The following is a 24425-nucleotide window of genomic DNA, read 5'->3' on the forward strand; positions in this document are numbered from 1 at the left end:
ATCGGCAGATGCGCCATTGCTTCGCCGCGCACTGCCAAAATTGCGGCCATTCAGGCACGCTGCAAATGCCGACGGGCACTCCCGTCTATACTGACAGTGAGGCACATCGAACGCGACTCGCCTGTCGCGATGCCTGTCGGCCAGATGTCTGGCTGGCGCGTTATAGAAACACGGTCCTGAGCTTACGCGGCGCTGCGCGCGCTTTTTTTATGCACGACTTGCCCACCCACCTGTGGTATTCCATCACCAGCTTCGGCGGCGCCGGGCTGACGCTGCCGCTCGCCATTGCGATTGCGTTGTGGCTGGCGCTCGGCTACACGTGGCGGATGGCCGCGGCCTGGCTGGTGCTGCTCGGTGCGGCGATTGGCGTCGTGACGCTGACGAAGCTGGCGTTTCTCGGCTGGGGCGTCGGCGTACGCGAACTCGATTTCACCGGTCTGAGCGGTCACGCGGCGCTGTCCACGGCGGTCTATCCAGTTGCCCTGTTTCTGCTGTTGTTGCCCGCGCGGCCGGCCTTTCGCCTGGGCGGCGTGGCGCTCGGCCTGGTCGTGGGCATCACCGTGTCTTTCTCACGGGTCGTGATAGACGCGCATTCGCCGTCCGAAGCCATCACGGGATGCATCGTCGGCGCGGTGACGGCGCTGATGTTCGTGCGCTGGTCATGGGACGCGGCGCCCGGCCGGCTCTCCACGGTGCCGGTCGCCGTCAGCCTGATGATGCTGACGGTCGGGCTGCACGGTGTCCATCTGCCGACCCAGCGCTGGGTCACCCATATCGCGCTCAAGGTCTCCGGCCACGAACGGCCGTTTATCCGGGCCCGCTGGAAGGCGAGTCATAACAACCGGGCCAACGCCGCGCCGCTTTCGCAGACACAAAACACCCTTTCGGCGCCGGTTTTGCCGAATGAGCGAACCGAGCGAAACGTCTGACCGGTCTGGTGCGTCACGCTGACGCGCCGATGCTTGCCGCGACCAGGACGTCACCTTAGTCCGCTGCGCAAGCGCGACTGCCCCAAGGTCAAGCGTTCACCCCGAGGATCACGCTCGACGCCTTGAAGGCTGCAATCGCAGGCTTACCTTCCGCAAGACCGAGCGTGTCGACGCTTTCGTTCGTGATCACTGCTACGACCACCGTTGCGCCATCGAGCGTCAGCGCAACCTCCGAATTGACCGCACCGCGCTTGATGCTCTGCACGGTTCCGCGCAACTGATTGCGCGCGGACAGCCTGAGCGGCGCGCCGCCCTCGTCGACGATCAGCATTACCCACGACGCCTTGATCAGCGCAACCGCCGCCGCGCCTTCCGTGAGGCCGAGGGTTTCCGTGCTCTCATGCGTGAGCACGGAGACAATGGTCTGGCCACCCGGCAACGCCAATGAGACTTCGTCGTTCACCGCGCCACGTTTGATCGACGCCACCTTGCCGTACAACTGATTGCGCGCGCTCGTCTTCATGCCCATTCTCCCGATCAACTCCCAGTCGTGCGCAAAGCCTTCGATAGCCGCGCCTGCCCGCTCAAGAAAATGACGATGCTCGCGTTCGACTGCACGAAACGTATCGATCAGGCGTTCGGCGCGCGGTGTCAACGACGTGCCGCCACCACCCTTGCCACCGGTCGCCCTGACGACGAGCGGCTCGCCCGCGAGGTTGTTCATGGTGTCGATGGCGTCCCACGCGGCCTTGTAGCTCATACCCACCGCCTTCGCCGCGCCCGTGATCGAGCCGGTCGCGCCGATCGCCGCCAGCAGGGCAATCCGCGAGGCGCCGCCCAGCGTGTGTTCGCCCGCCTGAAACCACACTGAGCCGCCGAGTTCGAGCGGTTCGCGAGAAGGCACTGCGCGATCATCGGTTGGCATGGTCGGAGGGGGAAATTAGAGGCGTTTCATTATAGCGACGGGGGCTTTCGTCAATCCGCGTCGCCACCGGTAATCTTCGGCGCACGCAGCGTGCGTAACAGGCGCTCGCCTTCCTGCGCGGTATAGCGCTTCGACGCCTCACACCAGCCGCGCGCGAAACCGAGCTGATACGGCTCGACGTCCATCTGCTCGAGCTCACGCAGCGCGACCGCCGCGTCGTTGCCGTCGCCTAGAACGCTCTGCATCCGCGAGACGGTTTTGGCGCTCTCATTGCGCGTTTTCGGCGAGACGATCGAGTCGAAGAACTCCAGGGCATAGCGCAAATATTTCGCCTGAATGCGCTCTTCGTGACGCGCATGGTCGTCGAGCGTGGTGAGCTTCGGCGCGCTGACGAGGCGCTCGTAGTATTTGCGGATGTGCTTGTTGGCGTAGCGGCGCAGCGACGTATCGGCGGCTTTGGCCGGCGGTTCACGGCAAGGCAAGGCGCTCAGCCATTCGAGCCAGGCAAGCGCAAGATGGGCATAGCGCGCTGAGCCGAGTGCGACCTGCGCGCGCCCGCGTGCTTCGAGACGCCGCGCATGGGCGTCCTCGCGCGTCGGGTTCCAGCGGGCGCTTTGCGCGTCCGCGGCCGCAAGTGTGGGCAGTGTCGAATCCACGAAGACGTCCCGATCACGCGCTTCACCCAGCATGGAGCCTAGCCATTTGAGGTCGGGCGCGACCCGGGAGGTCCACGCATCGTCCCGCCAGTGAGGAAAGATCCGCATCGCCGTTTTGAGGCGCCGCTGCGCCACGCGCATCTGATGGACGAACTCCGGACTGAGGGCGTCGCGCACGCCGGCGTCGTTGCCGAACCAGTGATCGGCGAGGTTGTTGCAGATCGCGATGAAGGCGCCGTGCGGCGTCGAAACACCGCTGAGGTCGATGGGTGCCGCGCGCGCGGGCACAGGTTCGGCTGCGGCGTCGCCTTCCCGTGCGCGATCCGAGGCGCCGTGCAGCTCAGGAAAGGCCGCCAGCGCGGCAACCAGTTCGTTTGCGACCGCAAACAGCGCGGCAAGCGCGGCGCTGACCGCATCTTCCAGGTATGGCGTCGTCAGGCGTAGCTGGCGGTGCGCTGATACTTCGTCTTCCTGCTCGATGGCGAAGCGGTCGAAGGTGATGCCGACAGCGATGCCTTCCGGCGTGACGCGTTGCCAGCACTCGCGGTCATGGGACAGCGTGACGCCCGGCAGCAAGTCACCGGCGCGGCTGAGGGTCTCCTTGAACGCGTCGGGCGCGCCATTGAGCGACGTACTGACAAGCGCGTCCGCCTCCAGCGTCGCCTCGTACAGCATTTCGTGCAGGGTGACACCCGGTGAATACTGGGTTCGCCGCCAGACTTCGATGCGCCGTTCGTCCGCGGTCGCGTTGAGCCGGACCTGCAGACCGGCTTGTGCCAGCGTGCCGTTGCTATCGAACCAGGTTGTCGTCTGTCTCGCGACGCGCGGCGCGGGCACGACGTGCGGCAACCCGGCGACCGCTTCGCCGGGCGCCCGGGCCATGCGCTCTTCTGCCACCCGCTGATGGCCGCCCGGCCCATGCGCAGCGCGGTCGCACACCGTCGGCTGCGGAACGCTCAGCACAACTTCAAGCACACGGACCATGAATGCCTCATCACCTGAGAGGAACAGGCCGCGCGCAAGATGAACTCGCGAAGCCTGCATTCATAGTACATGGCCGGTAAAAAAAGCGGAGTGGGAAGACCTGATCAGCATGGATGCCCGGCATCTAAACGGCGCGTGGCGCCGCTCGCACGCCGGTGTATGGGTCAGGTCGCGTACTGCGCGATCCCGTTTCCAAACGACCAGTTTTCTTTCGGCACGTCGATCAGGTTCACGAATACGTCCTCGGGCCGCACGCCCGGACTCTCGGCCAGGTGTTCGGCGATGCGCTTGTAGAGCGCCTGTTTCAGTTCCGATGTGCGCGTGTTGTTGGCGACGATCTGGATCATCACGAGATCGTCGCTGCGATGAATGTCCAGGTAGTGCTTGCCGTAGAAGAAATTGTCCGCGTCGTGCTCGGTGACGACCATGAAGATGTCGTCTTCCGGCACTTTGAACACTTCCATCAACGAGCGGTGGACGCCCTGCGTGAGCGCTTTCCGGTAAGCCGCCGGCTTGCCGGCGCGAACTGCGATGCGGGTGATCGGCATGGTGAAACCTCTTTTTGAGTAGATCGAGTACACAGCTTAGGCCGGATCATTCATAATTAACAGATATTCAAAGTGATTTCATCTATTTTCAATAGAAATGAAAGTACTCGACCTCGATGCGGTCCGCGCCTTCGTACTGGTGGCCGATCTGCGCAGTTTCACGCGCGCCGCCGACGCGCTCGACACCACTCAATCAGCCGTGAGTCTGAAGCTCAAGCGCCTCGAGGCACACCTCGGCAAGCAGTTGCTGGAGCGCACGCCGCGTGTGGTACGGCTGTCGGCGGACGGCAACGCCTTTCTCGGCGCTGCGCGCGATCTGCTGAACGCGCACGAACGCGCGCTCGGCTCGTTGTCCGTGGAGCGGCGCAGGCTTGCATTGGGCTTGAGCGAACACGTCGCGGGCAGCGACCTGCCGGAGTTGCTCGCGAAGCTGAATGCGTACGATCCAGGGCTGGTCGTCGAATTGCATCTGGGCATGTCAGCGGCGCTGCTGACGCAATTCGACGAGCGGCGGCTTGACGCCGTATTCGTGCGCGATGAGCCGGATGACGCACCACGTGACGACGCAACGGTGCTCTTTAGCGAGCCACTCGGTTGGCTAGCCACACCGGACTGGTTGCCGCACGAAGGCGAGCCGCTGCGTCTGGCGCTGCTCGCGCCGCCGTGCAACGTGCGCGCGGCCGCGATTCGCACGCTCGATCAGGCGGGCCTGGCGTGGCAGGAGGTGTTCGTGGGTGGCGGCGTGGCGGCTGTGGGCGCCGCGGTAGCGGCCGGCCTGGCCGTCTCGCCGCTCGCGCGGCGGGTGGCACCGCGTGGACTGATCGACGTGGGCACGCGGCTCGGCTTGCCGGCCTTGCCGGAATCGCGTGTGACGCTGCATACGCGTGTGAGGGATCCACGCTCGGTCGAGACGTTGCGGTTGATGGCGAGTGGGTTGGGGGGTGGCGGATGAAACTCGACCTCAGACACACATGACGCCTTGAACGCTAAACACAGACGGACTCGCTGAGCAGGACGCGCCGCTCCGTTCAGTGCAGGATGGGCGGCAAGTTTGCGCTATCGGTGAGGGGTTTCGACGTGTCGCTCGCCACCGTCGGCGCCGCCTGCAATGCTGCTGGTTTTGCCGCGGCCAACTTGGGCGCCTTAGGATGCGCCACTTTTGCCTGAGCCAACGCCTTCCCATTTCCGCCGGCTTTGAAATGAGACGGCGACTGCGCCACCTCGACATGCCGGGGCGCCGGCTTCGCAGCCACTTTCAGGGCTGATCTGGCGGATTTTGCTTTCCCGGCAAGATGCAGCGGTGAAGCCTTCTTCGCCCCGACCTTCTGAACCGTGCCCTTACTCTTTCCCGTCTTCGCCGCTGCGACCTTCCGGGACACCGGCGCCTGCGCCTTTGCACGCTTCGATGCGTGCATCGCCTCGGGCGGATTCCACACTTCGGTGTACCGTTCACCTGCCTGCGCCGCTGCCATCCAGCCAAAAACTGCCACCGCCATTGCTACCGCTCGCACCCACATTGCCTGCTTCTCCTGATCATCGATTGCTGTTTCGCGCAGGATTATACCCATCGGCACTTGCAATAATCCATATCTGGACTAATATTGAGATCAAGTACAAATCAGGACCTAATTCATGTCCCACGCCGCCCGTGCCACCCCTGACGAGTCGCCGCTGCGCCGGCCCGTCGCGGAACCCTCGCTGACCGAGATGTCGGCGGCGGGTCTGCGCGCATTCTTCCGCATCGCGAGCGACTGGGACCTGAGCGCCGACGAGCAGATCGTCCTGCTCGGCTCGCCAAGCCGCTCGACGTTTTTCAACTGGAAGGCCAAACCGCAAACCGCCCGCCTCGGCCGCGACACGCTCGAGCGGCTTTCGCTGCTGCTCGGCATTTACAAGGCTCTGCAAATCCTGTTGCCGCAACCCGCCGCCGCAGATGGCTGGATCAGGCGCCCCAACAGCGCGCCGCCATTCGGCGGCCGCCGCGCGCTCGACCGCATGCTCGCCGGCAACATCAGCGACCTCGTCGCGGTGCGCCAGTATCTCGACGCAATGCGAGGCGGCTGGGCGTGACCGAATTGCAATGGCAGGACCGCTGGCGCGTTGCGCCGCTCGACTGGTCGCCCGCGTATCGCGTGATTCCAACGCGCTTTCCCGCGGTGAATCTGTTTGACCGCGTCGCGTCGCCCGAAGACTTCGAGGCGCTTTACGCGCTCGAAGCCATGACCAATGACCGTCTGCGCACGGAGGTCGGCGAACTCGATCTGGTGCCGCGCGAAGAGCGGCTGTTCGGTCCCGGCTGCGGGCCGATCATGGCGGCATTCACGCATCTGAATCCGCTTGGCAGCCGCTTTTCGGATGGCACGTATGGCGTGTTCTATTGCGCCCGCTCACGTGCCACCGCCATAGCGGAAACGCGTTATCACACGGGCAAGTTTCTCGCGGCCACCGCCGAGGCACCCATGCGTCAACAGATGCGCCTCTATACCGTGCTGGCGAGCGGCGAGGTAGTCGACTTGCGCAACGACGCAACGCTCGATCCCACGGTGTTGTCGCCCAGCGACTATCTCGCGGGGCAAGCGCTGGGACGCGCGGCGCGTGCCGCGGGCGCGCCGGGCATCGCCTATCCGTCAGTGCGCGATGCGAGCGGCGAATGCCTTGCGGCCTTCAAAACCACGCTATTACGCGACTGCCGGCACGCGGCGTATCTGGAATACAACTGGAACGGCCATGCCGTCGACGTGGTGTTCGAGTTGAATCAGGTGGGCTAGCAAGCCGGCGGTAATCAGGGCAGCGCGAGTGCCGCCGCCCCTTCCGCGCGCGCCATCTCGACGGTCACTGACCAACGCTGGGAGCGGCCCGCTTCGACCAGCGTGAGCTTGCCGCCTGGACCAAATGCACCGGTGTCGATGAACACCTGCGCGCCGATCTGCTGAACTTCGCGCATCGGCGTATGCCCGCAGTAAGTCAGCGACAGCGTGCGCTGCCGGCTCGGGTCGCCGTTGCCCATGGCGAGCTGGCGACCCCATAGCAATTGCTGCCGTTCGTCGGCGGTGAATTCGCCTGCGTCGAGGTCCGCATCGGTGCCGAAGAATTCCCCATGCAACACATTGAAGCGCTCATTGCCGCTGCCGATCACGCGCGCCAGCGGCAAGCGCGACAGACGCTGCGCATAGTGATGCAGTTTATCGTCGCTCAATTGCGCGGCCCATGTGCCGCCGATTCCATACCACCATTGCCGGCGCAAACGTCCTTCCGCGACCGCGCATAACGTGTCTTCGTGATTGCCGAGGACTGCGTAGAACCACGGCTTGTCGAGCAGCGCCAGCGCCTCTTCGGATTGCGTGCCGCGATCGATCAGATCGCCCACTGAAAAGAGCCGGTCGCGGGTTGGATTGAACAGGACTACGCGCAGCAGATAGCGCAATGCGTCGACGCAGCCGTGCAGGTCGCCCACGACGAAATCGCGGCCGACCCGGTTGACCGAATGATGGTGAACAGCGGTGACGGATGTGGATGCCATGCACGCATGATAGAACGCCAACCAAAAGCGCGTATGCGCGGTTTCTATCTTTTCTTAAGCACATGCAGGAAGCACGCGCGCTCGACATTCAACTTTTGTCAGAGGAGTGTCAGGCGTGCGGCGCAATCCGGAAAAGCCTGCCGCATCAGGCCGGCTCAACCGGTCTTGAACGGTCATTGTTGCTGAGCCCGCAGCTTCGCCACCTGCTCCACGGAAACCGTTGCTTGCGGATTGCCGAACTGCCTCGTCACGTAGTTGGTGATGGCCGCCACCTGATCGTCGCTGAGTTCGCCGGCAAAGGCGGGCATCAGCACGTCGGCCTGCTGCGTCGTACGTTGGACGCCGTGCAGAATCACCATGGCCAGGTTGCTCGCGTCGCTCGCGCCCACGGTCGTGTTGTGAATCAGCGACGGATACGCCCCCGGTGCACTCGCGCCCACCCCCTGTCCGCTCCAGGTGTGACAGCTCGCGCAGTTGGCGACGAACAGTTGCGCACCGTTCACGCCCGTCATCGCGGTGCCGCGCCATGCGGTGACGTCGGAGGCGGGCTTGCCCCACTGATCGCGCGGATGCGTTTCGCCGCCGATCACAGGCGCAACCGAACGCAGATAGACGACGATCGAGCGCAGATCTTCGGGCGTCAGATATTGCGTGCTGTCCGCCACGACCTCACCCATCGGTCCTGCGGCATTGGCCCGGCCTGGCGCCACGCCGGTCGACAGATAGCGCATCAGTTCGTCGTCGCTCCAGTTACCCACGCCGCTATTCCTGTCCGGCGTGATGTTGAAGGCATGCCAGCCGGCCTGAGTCGCGCCGGAGAAGCGGTCCGTGGTCTTCAGGCCTTGCAGGATGTTGCGCGGCGTATGGCATTCCTCGCAATGCGCCAGACCTTCGACGAGATACGCGCCGCGATTCCATTCCGGGCGCTGCTTCGGATCGGGAACGAAGCGTCCTTCGGTGAAGTTGAACAGATTCCAGAACACCATCAGCCAGCGCTGGTTAAACGGGAAGTTCATCTCGTTGCGCGGCGGCGTGTAATGGATGGGCGTCAATGTGTTCAGATAGGCGCGGATCGCCTGTACATCCGTGCTCGTGACCCTGGTGTACTCGGCATACGGGAACGCGGGATAAAGCCGCTCGCCGCCCCGGCCGATGCCCTCGTGCATGGCGCGCTGAAAATCGGCGTCGCTCCATTGGCCGATACCGGTATCCGGATCGGGCGTGAGGTTCGGCGTATAGATCGTGCCGAACGGTGTGTTGATCGGCACGCCGCCTGCAAACGGACGGCTCTTGTCGACTGTGTGGCACGCCATGCAATCGCCGGCGCGGGCGAGATATTCGCCGCGCTTCACCAGATCCGAACTGGCGGCGCCAGCGGCAAGCGGCACGGCCTGTGCGCCTTGCGCCGCGTCGTCGGCGCGCGCCTGGGCGATCGGCGATTCATCTTCCTGGCGCACCAGCGGCTCATCGTAGGCAGCGTGCCATGCCAGGTACAGTGCAAACAGCGAAAACGCGGCCGCGAGCGTCCCGATCCGCAGAAAGCGGCTGCGCAGCATCTGCGCGCTCGATCCGGCCTGCCGCGCGCGAGACGTTTGATTCGTCATGGTGGCTCTCCGTCGAGACTCGGTCAGATTTCGCGCTTCAGCTTGTCGGCCAGCTTCAGTGACAAGGCTGCGATCGTCAGCGTGCAGTTCACCGAAGCGGCGGTCGGCATCACGCCGCTGCTCGCGATGAACAGATTCGGATGATCGTGCGTGCGGCAATCCGCATCGACGACGGAATTCGCCGCGTCGTTCCCCATGATCGTGGTGCCCATAATGTGATTGTTCGGCGCGAAACTATCGTCGAACCAGACTTCGGTGCCGCCGAACAGCACGGCAATCCGCGCATAGAGGTCATGTGTATTCGCCGCGCTTTTCTTCACGTAGTCGTTGATCGAGTAGTAGATTTCCGGCTGCGGAATGCCGAGCGAATCGCGATGATCCGCCGACGGCACGATGCGATTCTGCGGCTCCGCCAGATGCTCGTGAAAGCTGTTGATGTTCACCGTGCGCGCCGCGCGGTTGCGAATCTGGCGGTCCAGCTCGGCACCAGTGAGGCCGTGTTTGAGAAGACCCGAGGTGATGGACAGCGTCTGCACCGCGTTCGACAGATGCAGCTTCTTGGCCGCGTAATCCGAGCGGAATGCGCCGTCACGGAAGTTGACGATCGAGGTCATTTCCATCGGCCCGCGTCCTGGCCAGAGCGGTTCATTGGCGAGGAAGGTGACGCCCGTGCCCGGATGGTCCATCAGATTGCGACCCACCTGATCGGAGCTATTGCCCACGCCGTGCGGAAACTTGTCGGAGGTCGACATCAGCATCAGCTTCGGCGTCTCAATGCCGTTCGCCGCCAGCACGAACAGCTTGCCGCTCACGCGTGTGCTGTTGCCATTCGGATCCTTGTAATGCACCGCGGTAATCAGCCCCTTGTTGTCCGCTTCGACGCGGTACACCACGGCTTGCGCAATCAGCTTCGCGCCGGCCTGCTCGGCCTTCTCTGCATGCACGACGCCGTTGTACATTGCGGCAATCGGGCAGATCGGCATGCAGTTGTTGTTGCCGCAGCAGGTGGGCCGCGCATCGTACGGACGGCTGTTGCGCGCCACCGGCTCGGGCACGACCTTGAAGCCTTGCGCGTTGAGCACGTCGCTAAAGCGCTGATCCATGTACGACAACGGCAACTGATTCATCGGATAAGGCTTCGAGCGCGGCGAGCCGAGATCGATCGTCAGATCCGGGCCCGATACGCCGAGTTGGGTCTCGGCAGCGAAGTACCACGGCTCCAGCGTTTCATACGGATACGGCCAGTCGCGGCCCACGCCATACAGCTTGTTCAACTGAAAATCCGCTGGCAGCAGACGCCATGCGGCCGCAGCCCAGTGCCAGGTCGTGCCGCCGACGAGCCGCAGGTATTGCGAGTTGTACGGATAGTCGCCCTTCTGGATCAGGTAGCCGTTAGCGGGGGAGTACTCGGGATGCGGCGCGTAGGGTGTCGAAGGATAAGGTGCGCCGAAGTCGTACTTGGCCGGCGAATTGCGGAAGTTCTCGACAATCTGCCAGCGCGGAATGCGCGGCCCGGCCTCCAGCAGGATCACCGACGCGCCTGCCAGCGCCATTTGATGCGCGACCAGACTGCCTGCCACGCCCGAGCCGACTACGACGATATCGGCGGAACTGGAATTTGCCATTGTTGCCTCTTCTGCTGGCTTATCTTTGCTTGCATTGCTTGCATTGCTTGCCGGTGCCTGCCTCTGCATGCCGCGTGATTCGTTACACGAGGCACGGCATGGCCGAACCACGGCGCGCGCCGTTCAGGCGTTGGTGGGCTTTTGCGTCCAGTAAAACGGCACGTCCCGGCAGTAGGACGGAATCGTCAGTACGTCCTTGACGGGATCGAACATCAGCGCGCTTTCATAGGCCACGACCTGGACATGCGGCGCATCGCCGACAAGACCGAGATACCAGCCGCGCATGATCGCGCTGACCGCCTTCGCAAGCGGCGGCTGCCCGGACTGCAAAGCTTGTGTGACGGTGTCCGACGGCACGCCGCCATGGCCCTGCAGCCACGTGTTGAGCGCGGCGACATTCTGTGTGAACTGGGAATCGGAGCGGGCGAGCGCGTCATAGACACGCTTGCTGAGCACGGGATCGAAACTGGTGCGGCCGGTCAGACGCTGCGAGAGTACGAGGAAGGCGTCCAGATTGCCGCCCGCCGGAGCGTCGGCAGCACACGCTGACGACACGTCGAACCGCATGCCGGGACGCACGGCATTCGTGAATGCGACCGCAGCCGCAGCCGCACATGTACCGACCAGCCACGTCCGGCGGTGAGAAGAAGCAGGATACGTCGCGTCGTGGCGCGCATCATTCTTGTTGTTCTCGTAAGCATCTGTCATGGGGGCTCCACAGATGATGAGTGAGTTTCAACCGGTGCCCTGCGACGCAACCTGTGTAACGATTGCGCTCGCTCCGGTCGTCCGCCCCAAAACTGGTCGACGCCGCTTAAGCGGTCTCCTGATGTGCCTGACGGCCATGATCTACCGTTGCACCGCGCTGAAAGCCGCACGCAAGGCCACTGCGAAAGACTATAACTTCCGCGCGGCTGTTCGACAAATGGTGCCCGAAGCGCACGGTAGAATCAGCGACGCTCAAGTCCGCTTAACAGTGCTGTGCTATACACGGCCACCTTTCCATTGCCTTCCATGCCAATCAATCTCTATCCGCAGGTCCTACGCAACCGCCCGCGCATGCTGGCGGGCCTTGCGGTCGGCATCGTCGTCGCGCTTCTGCTGCCCTGGCATTTGCGGCCGATGGTGCGCGTGCTGAGCGCCTGGGACATCACCATCTGGATCTACCTCGCGCTGATCTGGGCGCATATGTGCACGGCGAAGCAGGACCAGGTCCGGGAGTTCGCGCAACGCGAGGATGAAAACGCCGGCGTCGTGTTGTTCGTGATCTGCATTGCGACGGTGGCGAGCATCGCCGCCATCGTGCTCGAACTGGCATCGGCGAAGAACCTGGGCGGCGCGACTTCGCTCGCACACTATCTGTTGACCGGCCTGACGATGATCGGCGCCTGGTTCCTGATTCCGACCATCTTCACGCTGCACTACGCACGGCTCTACTACGGCTCGGATCCGAACCAGACCGCCCTGGTGTTTCCCGATCGAGACCTGCAGCCGGACTACTGGGACTTCCTGTACTTCTCGTTCACCATTGCGGTCGCGTCGCAAACCTCGGACGTGGCGCTCAGGTCGCGCACCATGCGGCGCGCGGCGCTGGCGCAATCGATCCTGTCGTTCTATTTCAACGTGGCCGTGCTCGGCCTGTGCGTCAATATCGCGGCAGGGCTGCTCGGCTCCTGATCGGCTCCTGAAGCGGGCCGGCGACAACGCCGGCAATCCTCTCGCGCTCTCCACGTAAACGTGTAAAAGCCGGGCAACGCGCACCCGATTTACCTGTCCACGCGGGCGGACCACCCATGCCCCACGACGGGGCGCGGCCGGCCCGCCCCTGCGCCTGCTCGCCTGCTCCCTCTTGCCAGCCTTCCTGCCTCGCCTGGCACAACGCTTGCTGCTTCCATGCGCATTTAACTGGTCCAGAACCGCGTGACTGCGCGTGCGCGTGCCTAGTGTTCGTTACAGCCCGGCGGGCCGTCGATCTTTGCACTACATTGACCAGTACGCCCGTCGATTCACGTGACGCGCAGCATCCGGCTCTGGAAGCCCAATGAGCGGTGTAATCGCATAGCCATGCATCTACATCGCGGCAGGACGAATCTGGAAACGACCGATGGAACCTCCACAAAGGTATGCGCCGCGGATCTATTTTCTCCACTCACTTCTCGTCGGGCCGCTCGACGCCTGGCCTGCGCAGTTCGCGCACGCCGCCGCGCTCGGCTTCGATCATGTGCTGATCGGCGCGCTGTTCCAGCCCGGGCGGGCTGGGCATGGGCAGATCGTCAGCGATCACCGGCGCTTGCATCCTGCCTTCGCGACCCAGCAGAGCGCGCCAGCGGCATTGCGCAGTCTGACTGAGGCTGCGCGGCAGCATGGCGTGAGCGTGCTGGCCGACATCGTGATTGACCGCGTCGCCGCCGACGGCGGCCTGTTCGCCGATCATCCGGACTGGTTCCACCCGTTCGAATCGGCGGAAGCGCGGCTCGATCCGCGCCATGGGCATCGCGAAGACAACGTGGCCTATGCGAACTTCGGCAACGACGGCTGCCGCGCCGCGTGGCTCGACTGGTGGACGCGCGAACTGCTACTGCTCGCCGAAGCGGGCGTGAGCGGCTTTCGCTTCGACTCGCCGCATTGCGTGCCGGCCGGCTTCTGGCGTCAGCTAGGCGATGCCGTGCGCGAAAAGTATCCGGCCGTGCGCTTCCTGGCGGCCACGCCGGGGCTGGCGCGCGCCGATCAGATCAGGCTCGAAGGCGCCGGCTTTGACAGTGTGTTCTCGTCAGTGCGCTGGTGGGACTACCGCGCCAGCTGGATCACGGAAGAGCATGCGGCGCTGACCCGCATTGGCGCGCCCATCGCGTTTCCGGAAGCGCCCTACGGGACGCGTCTTGCCGCCGATCTGAGCGAGGTGTACGACGCGACCATTCTCGAACGCGCTTACCGGCGCGCGCTGCTGACGGCCGCGGCCACCGGCACCGGCTGGATGCTGCCGATGGGCTTCGAATACGGCGTGGCACAACCCATGTCGTACACACGCGGCGAGGCTGCCCAGTTCGCCGAACTGTGCAAGACCGCGCGCTTCGATCTGGCCGAGCCCATCACGCATGCAAACGCGGTGCTGCGCGCAAGCGAAGGGCTGCAGAGCGTCGGCGAACTGCGCGCGCTCAGCGGGCCGGCTGCGCCTGCAGCCGTGCTGCTGCGTGGCGACCACCTCGATCTGCGCGATAGCACGCAAGCCACGCTGATTGTCATCAACCCGGAGCTCGGGACGCCGGTACGGGTCGATCCGGTGCGTTTTCTCGCCGGCGTGCCGGGCAATTTCACGCGTTTCGTGCCGCTCGATTCGGCTTCCCGGGGCACACCCGCGCCGCTTGCGCCGTTCACGCTGGAAGCGGGCGCGTGCCGTCTGTTTGGCGCGGTGGCGGATAAACCCATCCGGCTCGCGCCGCCCATCGACAAGGCCGGCAGCAAACGCAGCGGCCGCAAGACCGTGCTGGAGGCGCTCAATGCGCCGCGTGTGGCGATCGAAAGCGTGACGCCGTCGGTCGATGACGGCCGCTTCCCCGCCAAACGGCGAGTCGGCGAACGGGTTGAAATCGCCGCTGCGATTTTTGCCGAGGGTCACGACAAGATTGCCGCCGCGGTGATCTGGCGCGCCGCGGACGAAACCGCCTGGCACGAGGCGCCGATGCTCCCCGCGCCGCCCGCCGGTCTCGATCTGTGGCATGCGCGTGTGCCGCTCGAACGGGTCGGGCGGCATGAATTCACCGTGATCGCGTGGCGCGACGACTTTGCGTCGCTGGTCGAGCACGTGCAGAAGAAGCTGAAGGCCGGACAGACCGTCGAACTCGAGATCGAGGAAGCGAACCATCTGTTCGCGCTGGTGCTGGCTGAAGTTGAAACGGTGGAAGGCGCTATCACCGAGCCGCTCGAACATATCGTCAAGGTGTTCACGAAAGCGGATCACGAGACGCGCCTCGCGTTGCTGCTCGCGCCGACCACCGCGAAAGCGATGGCCGCCGCCCGCCACCGTCCGTTCCTCGCGCGCGACCCCATCATCTACAAGGTCGACGCCGAGCGCACCGCCGCCTCGTTTGCCAGCTGGTACGAGATCTTCCCGCGTTCGATGAGCGACGACGAATCGCATCACGGCAATTTCGCGGACGTGACGAAGAAGCTGCCGCGCATCCGCGACATGGGTTTCGACGTGCTGTACTTTCCGCCGATCCACCCGATCGGTCTCGCCAACCGCAAGGGCCGCAACAATTCGCTGAATGCGCAGCCCGGCGACGTAGGCAGCCCCTATGCAATCGGCGCGCAGGAAGGCGGGCATACCGCCGTGCATCCGCAGCTGGGCACGCTCGACGACTTCAGGCAGATGCTTGCCGCGGCCCACGAGCATGGTCTGGAGATTGCGCTCGACTTCGCGATTCAGTGTTCGCCGGATCACCCCTGGCTGAAGGAGCATCCCACGTGGTTCGCGTGGCGTCCCGACGGCACGCTGCGCTACGCCGAGAATCCGCCCAAGAAATACCAGGACATCGTCAACCCGGATTTCTATGCGCACGACGCCAAGCCCGACCTGTGGCTCGCGCTGCGTGACGTGATCCTGTTCTGGGTGCAGGCCGGCGTGAAGATTTTCCGAGTCGACAATCCGCATACGAAACCGCTGCCGTTCTGGGAATGGATGATCGGCGACGTGCGCGCGCGTCATCCGGAGGTGATCTTTTTCGCCGAAGCCTTCACACGCCCACGCATGATGTACCGGCTCGGCAAGATCGGCTTTTCGCAGTCGTACACGTATTTCACGTGGCGCGAATCGAAGCGCGATTTCACCGAGTATCTGACCGACCTCACGCAGACCGCGATTCGCGATTACTACCGGCCGAATTTCTTCGTCAACACGCCGGACATCAATCCGCGGCACTTGCAGTCGTCGGGACGTGCCGGCTTTGTGATGCGCGCGGCGCTGGCCGCGACCTTGTCGGGCCTGTGGGGCGTGTATAGCGGTTTCGAGTTGTGCGAAGCCGCCGCGCTGCCGAACAGCGAAGAATATCTCGACTCCGAGAAGTATCAGTTGCGTGCGTGGGACTGGCACCGGCCAGGCAATATTGTCGGCGAGATCACCGCCCTGAACCGGATTCGCCGCGCCAATCCGGCACTGCAAACACATCTGGGCTTGACGTTTTTGCCGGCGCACAATGATCACATCCTGTTCTTCGAGAAAGCCACGGAGGCGCGCGACAACGTGATCGTCGTCGCCATCAATCTCGATCCGTTCAACGAGCAGGGCGCGGACGTCGAGCTTTCGTGGAGCACGTTCGCGCACTGGAAGCTGCACGATCAGGCCGCGCTCGAAGTAGTCGACCAGATGAGCGGCGCGCGCTTCGAGTGGTACGGACGCTGGCAACACGTGCGGCTCAATCCGGGCGTCATGCCATTCGCGATCTGGCGCATCGCTCCAGCCGACGGCTTGCCACCCGAGCCTCCCAGTGCAGACGACGACAGCGGCAGCCACGCAGACGCTGGCAGCCCAACCCCGACCGAAGGTGCGTAATGAAACGTGACGACCCGCAAGAGAGCACGTCGCAAGCTCACACCACCGCTGCCAGCACCGTCAGCCGCACCGCGAAGGCGAAGCCGTCGCGGCGTGGCAAAGCCTCGACGCTGAGCGACGATCCGCTCTGGTACAAGGACGCGATCATTTATCAGGTGCACATCAAGTCGTTCTTCGACGGCAACAACGACGGCGTCGGCGACTTTCCCGGGCTGATCGCAAAGCTCGACTACATCGCCGAACTCGGCGTGAACGCGATCTGGCTCTTGCCGTTCTATCCTTCGCCGCGCCGCGACGACGGCTACGACATTGCCGATTACCGCAGCGTCCACCCGGACTACGGCCAGCTCACCGACGTGAAGCACTTCATTCAGGAAGCGCACGCGCGCGGTATTCGTGTGATCAGCGAACTGGTGATCAACCACACGTCGGACCAGCACCCGTGGTTTCAGCGTGCGCGGCGCGCAAAACCTGGCTCGAATCATCGCAACTACTACGTGTGGTCCGATACGGATCAGAAGTACACCGAGACGCGCATCATCTTCATTGATTCCGAGCCCTCCAACTGGACTCACGATCCGGTCGCCGGCGCGTACTTCTGGCACCGCTTCTATTCGCATCAGCCCGATCTGAATTTCGACAATCCGGCCGTGCTGAAAGAAGTGCTGCAGGTCATGCGCTTCTGGCTGGATATGGGCATTGACGGTCTGCGTCTGGATGCCGTGCCGTATCTGGTGGAACGAGAAGGCACCAACAACGAAAACCTGCCGGAAACGCACGCCATTCTGAAGAAGATTCGCGCCACGATCGACGCCGAATATCCGAACCGGATGTTGCTCGCCGAAGCGAATCAGTGGCCAGAGGACGTGAAGGAATATTTCGGTGACGAAGACGAATGCCATATGGCGTTCCACTTCCCGCTGATGCCGCGCATCTACATGTCGATCGCCAGCGAAGACCGCTTTCCGATCACCGACATCATGCGGCAAACGCCGGATCTCGCCGAAACCAACCAGTGGGCGATTTTCCTGCGCAATCACGATGAACTGACGCTCGAAATGGTCACGGATTCGGAGCGCGATTACCTGTGGAACACCTATGCAAGCGATCGCCGCGCGCGGCTGAATCTCGGCATCCGGCGCCGTCTTGCCCCGCTGATGGAGCGCGACCGCAGGCGCATCGAACTGATCAATTCGCTGCTGCTGTCGATGCCAGGCACACCCGTCATCTACTACGGCGACGAGCTGGGTATGGGCGACAACATTCACCTGGGCGACCGCGACGGCGTGCGCACGCCGATGCAATGGTCGTCCGACCGCAACGGCGGTTTTTCGCGCGCCGATCCCGAGCAACTGGTTCTGCCGCCGGTGATGGGTTCGCTGTATGGCTTCGATGCGGTCAACGTGGAAGCGCAAAGCCGCGATCCGCATTCGCTGCTGAACTGGACGCGCCGCATGCTCGCCACGCGCCGCGCCAAACAAACCTTTGGGCGCGGCACCATTCGTTTCCTGAAGCCGGCCAATCGCAAGATTCTCGCTTACCTGCGCGAGATGCCCGGCGAGCCGGCCATTCTGTGCGTGGCGAACCTGTCGCGCGCGCCGCAGGCGGTCGAACTGGATCTGTCGGAATTCAACGGCACCGTGCCGATTGAAATGACCGCGGATTCCGTGTTTCCGGCGATTGGCCAGCTCACCTATCTGCTGACGTTTCCACCGTATGGTTTTCTCTGGTTCCTGTTGTGCCCGGGCAGCGCGCGTCCGACCTGGAGCCAGGCGTCATCGGAACCGTTGCCGGAATTCGTCACCATTGTGATTCGCGAAGGTCAGGCCGGCCCGACGCCGGAAAACGTCCGGCTGCTCGAATCCGAGGTGTTGCCGTCGTGGCTCAGCCGGCGCCGCTGGTTTGCCTCGAAGGATCTGAAGCTGAACGCGGTGCGGCTCGCCGCGTTGACGACGATCCCGAACGGCGGCTTCGCCTTCACCGAAATCGAAGCCGACGTCGGCGATCACACCGAACGCTACGTGCTGCCTATCGCCATCACATGGGGTGGCGAAACCACCACACCCCTCTTCATGCAACTGGCGCTGGCGCGCGTGCGGCGCGGCCGCAACGTCGGCCATCTGACGGACGCGTTCGCGCTGCCGATCTTCGCGCACAACGTCTTGCGCAAACTGCGTGAGCGCGCCGTCGTGCCGACCGTGCAGAAGAGCGAAATCCGCTTCATTCCGACCGACCGTTTCAGCGAACTCGATCTGGGCGAGCGGCCGGAAATCCGTTGGCTCGCCGCCGAGCAAAGCAACAGTTCGCTGATCATCGCGGATGCAGTGGTGCTGAAGCTGGTGCGCCGGCTCGTGGCCGGCATTCATCCGGAAGCGGAAATCAGCCGCTATCTGACGAGGATCGGCTATGCGAACACCGCGCCGCTGTACGGCGAAGTGGTGCGCGTCGATCCGGCCGGCGTGCCGCATACGCTGTGCATCTTGCAAGGCTATATCGACAACCAGGGCGACGCGTGGAACTGGGCGCTCGATTACCTGCGCCGCGAGATCGACGACCTTGCGCTCGCCGTCGATACGGACGCCGCGCCCGATCGCGACACCGAAGCCGAAGCGATCGAAGGCTACCGGACGATGGCCGGCATCATCGGCCGACGCCTCGGCGAACTGCACGTTGCGCTGGCGTCACCTTCCGACGACCCGGCCTTCGCGCCGGAGCCGGCCAGCGCCGAACAGGTGCAGGCCTGGACCGACGGCACGCTGGCTCTGCTCGACACCGCGCTCGATCTGCTCGTGCAGCGCATCGATCAATTGACCGACGACACGAAAGAACTCGCGCAGAGTCTGCTCGACCGCCGCGCCGCCCTGACCGAAGCGGTCGCGAAGCTGGTGTCGTCCGATACCGACGCGCTACGCACACGCATCCATGGCGACTTCCACCTGGGTCAGGTGCTGGTCGCGCAGGGCGACGCGTTTCTGATCGACTTCGAAGGCGAACCGGCACGCACGCTCGAAGAGCGGCGCCAGAAATCCAGCCCGATGCGCGATGTCGCGGGTCTGTTGCGCTCGCTGTCGTATGCAAGCGCGGCGGCGCAATCGACCACGGAGAGCGCGCCGCAACAGACTGCCGACCGCAAGCGGGCGCTATTCGACCGCTTCCGCGGTTACGCCACGGAAAGTTTTCTGCAGGAGTATCGCGCTGCCGTGGCCAATGCACCGCAACCGCTCGTCTCCCCCGCTGCCGAACAGGCCTTGCTCGATCTGTTCCTGATCGAGAAGGCCGCGTACGAGATCCGCTACGAAGCGGCCAATCGTCCGACGTGGCTCAGCTTGCCGGTGCGCGGCCTCGCCGCACTCACGGCGCGCCTGCTGGGCGACACAGGCACGCCCCCCCATCACGATGCAACGGCGCCGGGTTCCTCCAGCGCCGCACCGCCTAACCCGGCCGAGGGCGATTATGAGTGAGTACGATCCGGCCGCCGGCCTCCAGTCTCTCGATCTGGACGCGCTTGTCGAAGCGCGCCATCCCGATCCGTTTTCGCAACTGGGCATGCATCACACCGACGCGGGGCCGGTGGTGCGCGCGCTGCTGCCGAACGCGGCTCACGTCACGGTCGTTGCGCGCGCCGATGGCAAGACGCTCGGCGAACTGCAGCAGGTGCATCCGGGCGGACTCTTCGTCGGACGCGTCAGCGAAGCCGTGCCGTACCGTTTGCGCATCGATTGGCATGGTCCGGTGCAGGAGATCGAGGACACCTATTCGTTCGGGCCGGTGCTCGGCGACGAGCCGTTGCAACGGCTCGCCCACGGCGACCCGTATGCCGTGCTGGAATGCCTCGGCTCGCGGCCGGTCGAAGTGGATGGCATACCCGGCGTGCGCTTTGCCGTGTGGGCGCCGAATGCGCGGCGCGCGTCGGTGGTGGGCGACTTCAATGCGTGGGACGGACGGCGACATCCGATGCGCCTGCGCCATCAGGCCGGCGTCTGGGAACTGTTCGTGCCGCGGGTCGGCGCGGGCACCCGTTACAAATATGAACTGCTGGCACGCGACGGCCACCCGCTGCCGCTGAAAGCCGACCCGTGCGCCATGCAGACGGAGAAGCCGCCGGCCACCGCGTCGATCGTTGCGCACGTCGATGAGATCGAGCAGTTTCCCTGGACCGACAGTGCCTGGATCCAGTCACGCGGCGCGAACCAGACACCGCGCTCGCCGATCTCCGTCTATGAGGTGCATGCCGAATCGTGGCTGCGGATCGCGGAAGAAGATCAACGCGCCCTCAACTGGAGCGAACTCGCGGAGCGGCTGATCCCCTACGCGCAAGGCATGGGTTTCACGCACATCGAATTCATGCCGATTGCCGAGCATCCGTTCGGCGGTTCATGGGGTTATCAGCCGCTGGCGCAGTTCGCGCCCTCCGCGCGCTTTGGCAAGCCCGAGGAGTTCGCGCAGTTCGTCAACCGGGCACACGAAGCGGGACTCGGTGTGTTTCTCGACTGGGTGCCGGCGCACTTCCCGAACGACGCGCACGGCCTGATCGACTTCGACGGCACGCCGCTCTACGAGCACGCCGACCCGCGCGAAGGCTATCACCAGGACTGGAACACGATGATCTACAACCTCGGCCGCAACGAGGTGAGCGCGTTCCTCGTCGCGTCGGCGCTGGCGTGGCTGAAGCGCTATCACGTGGATGGATTGCGCGTGGATGCGGTGGCGTCGATGCTGTATCGCGACTATTCCCGCGCCGCGGGCGAATGGGTGCCGAACATTTACGGCGGGCGCGAGAATCTCGAATCCATCGCGTTTCTGAAGCGGCTCAATCACGAGGTGGGCTATGTCCCGGGCGTGCCTGGCGCGATCACAATTGCGGAAGAGTCCACTGCATGGCCGGGCGTGACGGCGCCGGTGGAAGAAGGCGGCCTCGGCTTCGAGTTCAAGTGGAACATGGGCTGGATGCACGACACGCTGCATTACATGGAGGAAGATCCGGTTTATCGCCGCTACCATCACCACAACATGACCTTCGGGATGGTCTACGCATACTCGGAAAATTTCGTGCTGCCGCTCTCGCACGACGAAGTGGTGCACGGCAAGGGCTCACTGCTCGGCAAGATGCCGGGCGACCGCTGGCAACGCTTTGCGAACCTGCGCGCGTATTTCGGCTTCATGTGGACCCATCCGGGCAAGAAGCTGCTCTTCATGGGCGGTGAGTTCGGGCAAATGGCGGAGTTCAATCACGACGCCTCGCCGCACTGGCATCTGCTCGACGATCCTCTGCATCACGGCGCGCAACTGCTGGTTCGCGACCTCAACCGTCTGTACTGCGACGAACCGGCGCTCTACACGCTCGACTGCGAACCGGGCGGCTTTGAATGGCTGATCGGCGACGACGCGGATAACAGCGTGTATGCGTACCGGCGTGTCGACGGCGCGGGGCGCGAACTGGTGATCGTCTGCAATTTCACACCGGTGCCGCGCCTCGGCTACCGCGTCGGCATGCCGCGCGGCGGCCGCTGGAGCGAAGTCCTCAACACGGATGCCAGCGTGTACGGCGGCTCGAACGTCGGCAACGCGGGTCTGATTTACACCGAGGAGATCGCGAGCCACGGCAAACCGCAATCCGCAGCGCTGATCCTGCCGCCGCTGGCGACGATCGTGCTGCGAGCCGACTGACGAGCCACTGCAGTACCGCGCCGCGCGGCGTGCGCCACTCGCCCGGCGCGGAGCGGTCCGACAGGCGCACCGGTTCGTGCAGGCCGCACGACTGAGCGAACCCACAGCGCGCCACATCCTGGCGAACGCGGAAGCGAACGGAGAGCACGAGCGAGCGCTGCGCTACCAATCAGAACAAGGACGGGAACCATGTCGCACGCATTACCCGATCGGCTGCTGCCGGGCTCGCCCTATCCGCTCGGCGCGAAATGGGACGGACTGGGCGTGAACTTCGCGGTGTTTTCCGCTAACGCCCAGCAAATCGAGTTGTGCCTGTTCGACACCACCGGACGCAAGGAAATCAGGCGCTACACGTTGCCCGAATGCACCGACGAGATCTGGCACGGCTATCTGCCCAATGCTCATCCGGGCACCGCGTACGGCTTTCGCGCGCACGGTCCGTACCAGCCGCAGCATGGGCATCGTTTCAATCCTCACAAGCTGTTGCTCGACCCTTATGCGCGCAAGCTGGTTGGCCAGTTTCGCTGGTCCGATGCCCTGTTTAGCTACCGCGTGCATTCGAACCGCCTCGATCTGTCGATCGACCGGCGCGATTCGGCGCCGGCCATGCCGAAGTGCGTGGTGATCGACGAAGCGTTCGACTGGTCGCACGACACGCGTCCGAACTTGCCGTGGGGCGAAACCGTGGTCTACGAAGCGCATGTGCGCGGCGCGTCGATGCTGCGCCCCGACTTGCGCATGCACGAACGCGGCACGTTTGCAGCGCTGTCGTCGCCGGAATTCATCGAGCATTTGCAAACTCTCGGCGTCACCGCAGTCGAATTGCTGCCGGTGCACGCGTTCCTGAACGACCGCTTTCTGGTGGAACGCGGTCTGCGCAACTACTGGGGTTACAACACCGCGGCCTTCTTTGCACCGGAGCCGTCGTATCTGAGTACGCACCGGCTCGACGAAATGCGCATTGCCGTGCGGCAGCTGCACGCGGCGGGCATCGAAGTGTTTCTCGACGTGGTCTACAACCATACCTGCGAAGGCAATGAGATGGGCCCGACCGTGGCGTGGCGCGGTCTCGACAACGCCAGCTACTATCGTCTGATTCCGGGCGACGAACGTCACCATATCAACGACACCGGCTGCGGCAATACGCTGAATCTGCAGCATCCGCGTGTGCTGCAGATGGTGATGGATTCGCTGCGCTACTGGTCGACGGCGTTCAATATCGACGGCTTCCGTTTCGATCTCGGCGTGACACTGGGCCGCGAGCAACACGGCTTCGATGCGGGCTCCGGCTTCTTCGATGCGATCCGGCAAGATCCGATCCTGTCGCAGCGCAAGCTGATTTCGGAGCCGTGGGATATCGGCCCGGGCGGTTATCAGCTGGGCAATCATCCACCCGGTTTTGGCGAGTGGAACGATCGCTTTCGCGACACCGTGCGCCGCTTCTGGCGCGGCGATGCCGGCCTGCGCCCCGATCTGGCCGCGCGGCTGACGGGCTCCGCGGACCTGTTCAATCGCCGCTTTCGCAAGCCGTGGGCGTCGGTCAATTTCGTCGCCTCGCACGACGGCTTCACGCTCGCGGACATGGTTGCCTACGAGCACAAGCACAACGAAGCAAACGGCGAGAACAACAACGACGGCCACAACGAAAACTGCAGCTCGAACTGGGGAGTAGAAGGTCCGACTGACGATCCGGCTTTACTGACGACCCGCGCGCGCGTCGGGCGCTCGCTGATCACCACGCTGTTCCTCGCGCTCGGCACGCCGATGATGCTCGCCGGTGACGAATTCTGGCGTACCCAGGCCGGCAATAACAACGCATACTGCCAGGACAACGAAACATCGTGGATTGACTGGGAATACGCGGCTTCGGAGGAAGGTCGCAAGATGAGCGAATTCGTCGCCCGCGTGGTTGCTCTGCGCAGGCAGCATCCGCTGTTGCGCGAGACACGGTTTCTGTTCGGCGACCGCGAAATCTTGCCGGGGCTGTACGACATCGGCTGGTTCGACGAGCGCGGCGATCCGCTCACCATCGAAGCCTGGCAGGACCCGGAGGGACGCGCGCTGACCTTGCGCCGCGCCGGCCCAGGACTCGACGGAAAAACCGAAGTATTGTTGATGATGCTGAATGCGTCGAACGACACCTTGCGGTTCACCCCGCCCGCGCCGCACCTGGAATGGCATGTGCTGCTCGATACTGCGGACCCGGATGCGATGCCCCATCCGCTCTCGGTGCCGGAGGTGGAAGTCGCCGGTCATACGCTCGTCATGCTGGCGGCACAGCCGGTCGGCGAGGCCGATTGGCAAGCCGGCTGGAAAGCGGGTGCGGAGCATGGTCCCCGTCTGCTGACGGCCCTGCCGCCCGACCCGGGCACGTAGTCGCCCACCGACGAACCAGCGCATCTGTAACGGGCTTCACCGG

17 protein-coding genes are annotated in these 24425 nt (G+C 64.1%); 9 read left to right on the forward strand and 8 right to left on the reverse strand.

What is annotated here, in order from left to right; all coding sequences use genetic code 11:
• The first annotated feature begins 209 nt into the window (after nt 1–209).
• Entirely contained in the window at nt 210–929 is a 720-nt protein-coding gene (locus VGH41_RS15865; RefSeq protein ID WP_331598423.1) for a phosphatase PAP2 family protein, read from the forward strand.
• Between the two features lie 88 nt (nt 930–1017).
• On the opposite strand, the gene VGH41_RS15870 is transcribed toward VGH41_RS15865, so the two are convergent.
• The 3 genes from VGH41_RS15870 to VGH41_RS15880 all read right to left on the reverse strand — a co-directional run bounded on the left by VGH41_RS15870 (nt 1018) and on the right by VGH41_RS15880 (nt 4042).
• Nucleotides 1018–1854, reverse strand: a complete 837-nt coding sequence (locus VGH41_RS15870) for a TOBE domain-containing protein (protein WP_331598424.1) — start codon at nt 1852–1854, stop codon at nt 1018–1020.
• 50 nt (nt 1855–1904) lie between these two features.
• The gene (locus VGH41_RS15875) at nt 1905–3494 is read right to left on the reverse strand and encodes a CHAD domain-containing protein (RefSeq protein WP_331598425.1); all 1590 of its coding nucleotides are present in this window, start codon (nt 3492–3494) and stop codon (nt 1905–1907) included.
• A 164-nt stretch (nt 3495–3658) separates the two neighbouring features.
• Complete coding sequence (locus tag VGH41_RS15880) at nt 3659–4042, reverse strand: tautomerase family protein (RefSeq protein WP_331598426.1); 384 nt, start codon at nt 4040–4042, stop codon at nt 3659–3661.
• 97 nt (nt 4043–4139) lie between these two features.
• Here VGH41_RS15880 and VGH41_RS15885 point away from each other — a divergent pair, with 97 nt between their 5' ends.
• Nucleotides 4140–4994, forward strand: a complete 855-nt coding sequence (locus VGH41_RS15885; RefSeq protein WP_331598427.1) for a LysR family transcriptional regulator — start codon at nt 4140–4142, stop codon at nt 4992–4994.
• Nucleotides 4995–5070: 76 nt separating this feature from the next.
• On the opposite strand, the gene VGH41_RS15890 is transcribed toward VGH41_RS15885, so the two are convergent.
• Nucleotides 5071–5610: a hypothetical protein gene (locus VGH41_RS15890; protein ID WP_331598428.1), complete on the reverse strand. Its 540-nt coding sequence runs from the start codon at nt 5608–5610 to the stop codon at nt 5071–5073.
• Nucleotides 5611–5749: 139 nt separating this feature from the next.
• Between VGH41_RS15890 and VGH41_RS15895 the strand changes: the two genes are divergently transcribed.
• Nucleotides 5750–6112, forward strand: a complete 363-nt coding sequence (locus tag VGH41_RS15895) for an MbcA/ParS/Xre antitoxin family protein (protein WP_414696668.1) — start codon at nt 5750–5752, stop codon at nt 6110–6112.
• Complete coding sequence (locus VGH41_RS15900; RefSeq protein WP_331598431.1) at nt 6109–6810, forward strand: RES family NAD+ phosphorylase; 702 nt, start codon at nt 6109–6111, stop codon at nt 6808–6810. The genes VGH41_RS15895 and VGH41_RS15900 overlap by 4 nt, the downstream gene beginning before the upstream one ends.
• 14 nt (nt 6811–6824) lie before the next feature.
• On the opposite strand, the gene VGH41_RS15905 is transcribed toward VGH41_RS15900, so the two are convergent.
• From VGH41_RS15905 to VGH41_RS15920, 4 genes are all read right to left on the reverse strand, one after another.
• Nucleotides 6825–7562, reverse strand: a complete 738-nt coding sequence (locus tag VGH41_RS15905) for a metallophosphoesterase (RefSeq protein ID WP_331598432.1) — start codon at nt 7560–7562, stop codon at nt 6825–6827.
• Between the two features lie 173 nt (nt 7563–7735).
• The gene (locus VGH41_RS15910) at nt 7736–9166 is read right to left on the reverse strand and encodes a c-type cytochrome (protein WP_414696666.1); all 1431 of its coding nucleotides are present in this window, start codon (nt 9164–9166) and stop codon (nt 7736–7738) included.
• Between the two features lie 23 nt (nt 9167–9189).
• A complete protein-coding gene (locus tag VGH41_RS15915) occupies nt 9190–10791 on the reverse strand; it encodes a GMC family oxidoreductase (protein WP_331598433.1) in 1602 nt (533 codons plus the stop codon).
• A 123-nt stretch (nt 10792–10914) separates the two neighbouring features.
• A complete protein-coding gene (locus VGH41_RS15920; RefSeq protein WP_331598434.1) occupies nt 10915–11499 on the reverse strand; it encodes a sugar dehydrogenase complex small subunit in 585 nt (194 codons plus the stop codon).
• Nucleotides 11500–11805: 306 nt separating this feature from the next.
• Between VGH41_RS15920 and VGH41_RS15925 the strand changes: the two genes are divergently transcribed.
• The 5 genes from VGH41_RS15925 to glgX all read left to right on the forward strand — a co-directional run bounded on the left by VGH41_RS15925 (nt 11806) and on the right by glgX (nt 24382).
• A complete protein-coding gene (locus VGH41_RS15925) occupies nt 11806–12468 on the forward strand; it encodes a DUF1345 domain-containing protein (protein ID WP_331598436.1) in 663 nt (220 codons plus the stop codon).
• A 427-nt stretch (nt 12469–12895) separates the two neighbouring features.
• Nucleotides 12896–16339, forward strand: coding sequence for a maltotransferase domain-containing protein (locus tag VGH41_RS15930; protein WP_331598437.1), 3444 nt, complete (start codon nt 12896–12898; stop codon nt 16337–16339).
• Complete coding sequence (treS, locus tag VGH41_RS15935) at nt 16339–19800, forward strand: maltose alpha-D-glucosyltransferase (RefSeq protein WP_331598438.1); 3462 nt, start codon at nt 16339–16341, stop codon at nt 19798–19800. The genes VGH41_RS15930 and treS overlap by 1 nt, the downstream gene beginning before the upstream one ends.
• Nucleotides 19793–22006, forward strand: a complete 2214-nt coding sequence (gene glgB, locus VGH41_RS15940; RefSeq protein ID WP_331598439.1) for a 1,4-alpha-glucan branching protein GlgB — start codon at nt 19793–19795, stop codon at nt 22004–22006. Before treS ends, glgB begins: the two co-directional genes overlap by 8 nt.
• A gap of 189 nt (nt 22007–22195) precedes the next feature.
• Entirely contained in the window at nt 22196–24382 is a 2187-nt protein-coding gene (glgX, locus tag VGH41_RS15945) for a glycogen debranching protein GlgX (protein ID WP_331598440.1), read from the forward strand.
• The last annotated feature ends 43 nt before the right edge of the window (nt 24383–24425 follow it).

The sequence above is a fragment of the Paraburkholderia sp. genome (genome assembly GCF_036488795.1).
Classification (GTDB): domain Bacteria; phylum Pseudomonadota; class Gammaproteobacteria; order Burkholderiales; family Burkholderiaceae; genus Paraburkholderia.